The 4039-nt window shown below is 54.4% G+C and carries 6 protein-coding genes; 3 read left to right on the top strand and 3 right to left on the bottom strand.

Annotated elements, in window-relative coordinates; genetic code table 11:
- The 3 genes from argB to Q7T06_RS05235 form a co-directional block, all read left to right on the top strand.
- Positions 1-732, top strand: a 732-nt coding sequence (argB, locus tag Q7T06_RS05245) for an acetylglutamate kinase (protein WP_304781376.1), incomplete at its 5' end; no start/stop codon positions are given.
- Between the two features lie 186 nt (positions 733-918).
- Entirely contained in the window at positions 919-1263 is a 345-nt protein-coding gene (locus tag Q7T06_RS05240) for a zinc ribbon domain-containing protein YjdM (protein WP_304781373.1), read from the top strand.
- 82 nt (positions 1264-1345) lie between these two features.
- Positions 1346-1732, top strand: a complete 387-nt coding sequence (locus Q7T06_RS05235; RefSeq protein ID WP_304781369.1) for a hypothetical protein — start codon at positions 1346-1348, stop codon at positions 1730-1732.
- 451 nt (positions 1733-2183) lie between these two features.
- On the opposite strand, the gene Q7T06_RS05230 is transcribed toward Q7T06_RS05235, so the two are convergent.
- From Q7T06_RS05230 to Q7T06_RS05220, 3 genes are all read right to left on the bottom strand, one after another.
- Entirely contained in the window at positions 2184-2417 is a 234-nt protein-coding gene (locus Q7T06_RS05230; protein WP_304781366.1) for a hypothetical protein, read from the bottom strand.
- Positions 2418-2967: 550 nt separating this feature from the next.
- On the bottom strand, positions 2968-3435 hold the full coding sequence (locus tag Q7T06_RS05225; protein ID WP_304781363.1) for an isoprenylcysteine carboxylmethyltransferase family protein: 468 nt from the start codon (positions 3433-3435) through the stop codon (positions 2968-2970).
- A 108-nt stretch (positions 3436-3543) separates the two neighbouring features.
- The gene (locus tag Q7T06_RS05220; protein WP_304781360.1) at positions 3544-3891 is read right to left on the bottom strand and encodes a hypothetical protein; all 348 of its coding nucleotides are present in this window, start codon (positions 3889-3891) and stop codon (positions 3544-3546) included.
- Positions 3892-4039 lie beyond the last annotated feature (148 nt).

Here is a 4039-nt window from a genome sequence, read left to right as displayed (position 1 = left end):
ATCCTGCTCAAGCTGGTCGGCATGAATCCGGTCGTCGTGCATGGTGGCGGTCCGCAAATCGACAACGCGCTGAAAAAAATCGGCAAGCAAGGCACCTTCGTGCAAGGCATGCGCATCACCGATGAAGAAACGATGGAAGTCGTTGAATGGGTGCTGGGCGGCGAAGTGCAGCAGGATATCGTGATGCTGATCAACCATTACGGCGGCCAGGCAGTCGGCTTGACCGGCAAGGACGGCGGCTTGATCCGCGCCCGCAAGATGAAAATGCCGGACCGGGAAAATCCGGGCCAGTTCCTCGATATCGGTTTTGTCGGCGACATCGATGCGATCAATCCGGCGGTCGTGAAGGCGCTGCAGGATGATGCCTTCATTCCTATCATTTCACCTATCGGCTTCGGTGACGATGGCCAGGCTTACAACATCAATGCCGATGTGGTGGCAGGCAAGATTGCCGAAATCCTGAAAGCCGAAAAGCTGATCATGATGACCAATATCGCCGGCGTGCAGGACAAGCAGGGCAATCTGCTGACCGATCTGTCGGCGCGCGAAATCGATGAAATGTTTGAAGACGGCACGATCTCCGGCGGCATGCTGCCGAAGATTTCTTCCGCGCTGGACGCGGCCAAATCGGGTGTCAATACGGTGCACATCATCGATGGCCGCATCGAACATTCGCTGCTGCTGGAAGTGTTGACCGAACAGGCGTTCGGCACGATGATCCGCTCGCACTAAACAGCATGTCATTGATTTAAAAAAGGTGTGTCGACTGGACGGTCGGCACACCTTTTTTATTGACTGCGCATCTGTGAAGACAGGCGCAATCCGGTTTCCGTTTGTAGAAAACAGGCAGCATCTGACGGGCACGCAGTATACTTGTTTCTTTTTGACGGCGATTGCCTCGCCTGGAAAGCTGACACCATGAGCACCTTACCTGCATGCCCCAAATGCAATTCCGAATTCACCTATGAAGATGGCGGCCTTTACATCTGTCCCGAGTGCGCCCATGAGTGGCCGGCACAGGCTGCTGCCGAGTCAGTCGAAGAGGGCGGCAAGGTCTACCGCGATTCCGCCGGCAATGTGCTGCAGGATGGCGATACCGTCACCGTGATCAAGGACCTGAAGTTGAAGGGATCGGGCGGCGTCGTCAAGGTCGGCACCAAGGTCAAGAACATACGCCTGGTCGACAGCGATCACGACATAGACTGCAAAATCGATGGCTTTGGCGCGATGAGCCTGAAGTCGGAATTCGTCAAGAAGGCCTGATCGTGCGGCGACGCAAGCAGCTTTCGTCGCCGAACATCCGCTTGCTCACAGCGTAATCGATATGCCGCCAGCCATCCCTTACATGATCCGCGAAGAATGTCCGCCCGGCGCCTGCATCTGCGGCCGCGACGACTTGCTCGGCGATCCCGATGGCGATCTGCGCATACTGCGCCTGACCAAGGCGGAAGAAAAAAAACTGATCGCCCGCATAGAAGGCATCGCCAGCTATGCCGACTTGCTGCGCATGGCTGAATTGATGCAGGCGCAGTTGGGCATGGTGCTGCAGGTCGCGCCGGGCAATCGCGAAGTCCGCACTGTGCGGGGCTTGAGCATCCAGCTGGTGGAACGTCCCGGCCTGTGCAGCAAGACCCGGCAAACGGTGCCCGCAGCAATCCGCAGATGCCTGGAAAAAAATCCGGGCATCGTCTATGCGATCCTTGATGCGCACGATCTGTTCGGCGCAGGCTAGGCCGCGCAGCGCGTCCCTGGCAAATTTGCAGCCTGCACTTAATCCTGATTTCAGGCGGGGTGGCTTGCGGTCATGCCTGTGCGTTTGTGGAGTGGTTCAGGATTTCTCTTCTTCGCTGCTGTCGCCTGTCCCATTGCACGACCTGCATTTCACCACTACCTGACCTTGCGTGTAGCATTTTTTGCAGTCCTTTCCGTTTACATATCCAGTCCCGTTGCACGCTCCACAATCCACCAATTCCTTGCCTGTACCTCCACACGTCTGGCAGTCTTCCTTCATTTTGCATCTCCTCATAAATTGGGCTTTATGCCCAGGTTAGTGTTGCAAGCAAGATTCCTATCGTAGGGCTGTGATGTTAAGGGCTTTCATTTGGTTCAGATGGTGGGCCGAACGTGGCATGGATTTCTGCATGGAATTAAACGGTGCTGATCACTTTAATTGATATGTATGACTAGCCCAGGAATCCGCCTGCTCTTGCGATGCCTATCAATCCTATGGCTATCCAGAAACCGTTTAGCAATGTATAGGCGGTATCTTTTCGCACAACAGCACACCAGGTAAGCAAAACTGCGTCGATGGAATTAAAGATCCAAACAAACATGAAAGGACTCTGTGGCCCCAGCCAGCTGACCAGCCCGAAACTGAAGATGCGCATGATTACGCCCGTCATTTCGAGCGCTTTCATGTTTGATGCAATAAAGGAGTTCACTTTGGTAAATGGCAAAATCATCTTTCACGAATGGATATATAAAAACAGCTAGCCTGTTTTATACAGCAAAAGCGATAGACAGCCTGAAGCTTCCACTCTCGCGTCAGTTTGCAAGCAGCGCCGTAGCCCAACCTACCGCGCTGAATCCGCAGCCCTTCTTGACCGAAGGGTTAGGCATGATCGCGCCATCTGGAAAAGAGGCGAGAGGTGAGCAACGCCACGGCCCACCAGACTGCAAGCCACAGAACTATAACCACGAGCCAACCAAGTGGCGCTGGTGCTGGCCACCCACCTGACTCTGCCGTAGCGAACACGGGAGCATCCACAGCCTGCAGCAACATCAGGGGGATGTATATCGCCCCCGCCAAGACAGGCGCCAGTCTGTCTGGGGAGAAAAACGTGGCGGCAGCATGAGTGCCTACCAGTGCAATAAACAGGGGCCAGCGTAAATGCATGGATCGCGATGCCTAATGTTAGACACAAGCGGTGTGCCGCAGGCACGTTCGCTTGAAGGAAGGGTTAAGCCTCAGAGCCACCGACGAACCCTGGCCTTGTAGGCAGCGTATTCGGCGCCAAAGATTTTTGACAGTGCCTTCTCTTCGGGCGCAATTTGGAAGCTGCCAATGTAGAAGCAAAAGACCAGCGGCCCGAGCAATAACCATGGTGCCGCCAGAAAGACTGCCCACGCGACGAGAACAAACGACATTCCAACGTACATGGGGTTGCGCGTAATATGGTAGATGCCGGAGCTAACCAGTGTGCTCGCCAACTCGGGCTTCATTGGGCTGACGCTTGTTCGTGCTCGACGGAAGGATAAGACGCCCGCAATGCTGAACGCGCCCCCCACCAAAGCAATGGCAATCGCCGCAGCTACACGGTATTGCGTAGGCAATTCGAGGGTCGGCACAATGATCGACAGCCCCCACATCGCGATGGCGATCAGAGCGGCGACAAGCGGTGGTGGGATTTTGAGTTCGAGTGACTGTATATGCATGATTTTTGAGGCTTAACGTTGGAGGTAAGCGGCTGTGGCGCGAGGCGGACTGGCGGAGAAACTCCGCCGATTCCACAGTCCGTCTTGACCGCCAAGTTTGGCAAAGACTCAACCACCGAGCTTCCCCGAAATAACAAATACCTGAACAGCTGACATCGAGCATTCTTCGCTTGAAGCTTCATTGCTCGTAATAACCTCTATTTTGCCTCCCGATTTTTCAACGAAAGTTACGAGATGAATTTGGCGATACAAGTCTTTCGATATTTTCTCGGACGCCAGAAGGGCAACTTTGGTTTTTGAAAAATCGACTGATTCATTATTCAGTAAATTAGCGTTCTTGAGGTGAACATGGGCCATAGCCGCTGCCCAATTGTCAGGGCCTGAGCAGGACGGCGTTTTTGCCACCGAGCTACCCGCAACGAGAGCCAGAAGGAAGGCTATTACAAATGAGCGCATTGTCTGTGCCTAACGTTTAAGGTAAGGGGCTGCCGGAGTGCGTAGCACGGAGAGGACCTGCAAGCACAGCTTGCAGGCAGTCCCGCTTGACCGCAATGTTAGGTGCTTGCATGTGGCCTCCCCGCCAAAAGCCAACCAACGATAATAA

The organism is Herminiimonas sp., assembly GCF_030645555.1.
Taxonomy (GTDB): domain Bacteria; phylum Pseudomonadota; class Gammaproteobacteria; order Burkholderiales; family Burkholderiaceae_D; genus Oxalicibacterium.
This window is presented reverse-complemented; position numbering and strand designations above follow the sequence as displayed.

Coding starts and splice junctions, on each gene's coding strand:
- Q7T06_RS05240 (WP_304781373.1), top strand. CDS start 919: ATGAGCACCTTACCTGCATGCCCCAAATGCAATTCCGAATTCACCTAT.
- Q7T06_RS05235 (WP_304781369.1), top strand. CDS start 1,346: ATGATCCGCGAAGAATGTCCGCCCGGCGCCTGCATCTGCGGCCGCGAC.
- Q7T06_RS05230 (WP_304781366.1), bottom strand. CDS start 2,417: ATGAAAGCGCTCGAAATGACGGGCGTAATCATGCGCATCTTCAGTTTC.
- Q7T06_RS05225 (WP_304781363.1), bottom strand. CDS start 3,435: ATGCATATACAGTCACTCGAACTCAAAATCCCACCACCGCTTGTCGCC.
- Q7T06_RS05220 (WP_304781360.1), bottom strand. CDS start 3,891: ATGCGCTCATTTGTAATAGCCTTCCTTCTGGCTCTCGTTGCGGGTAGC.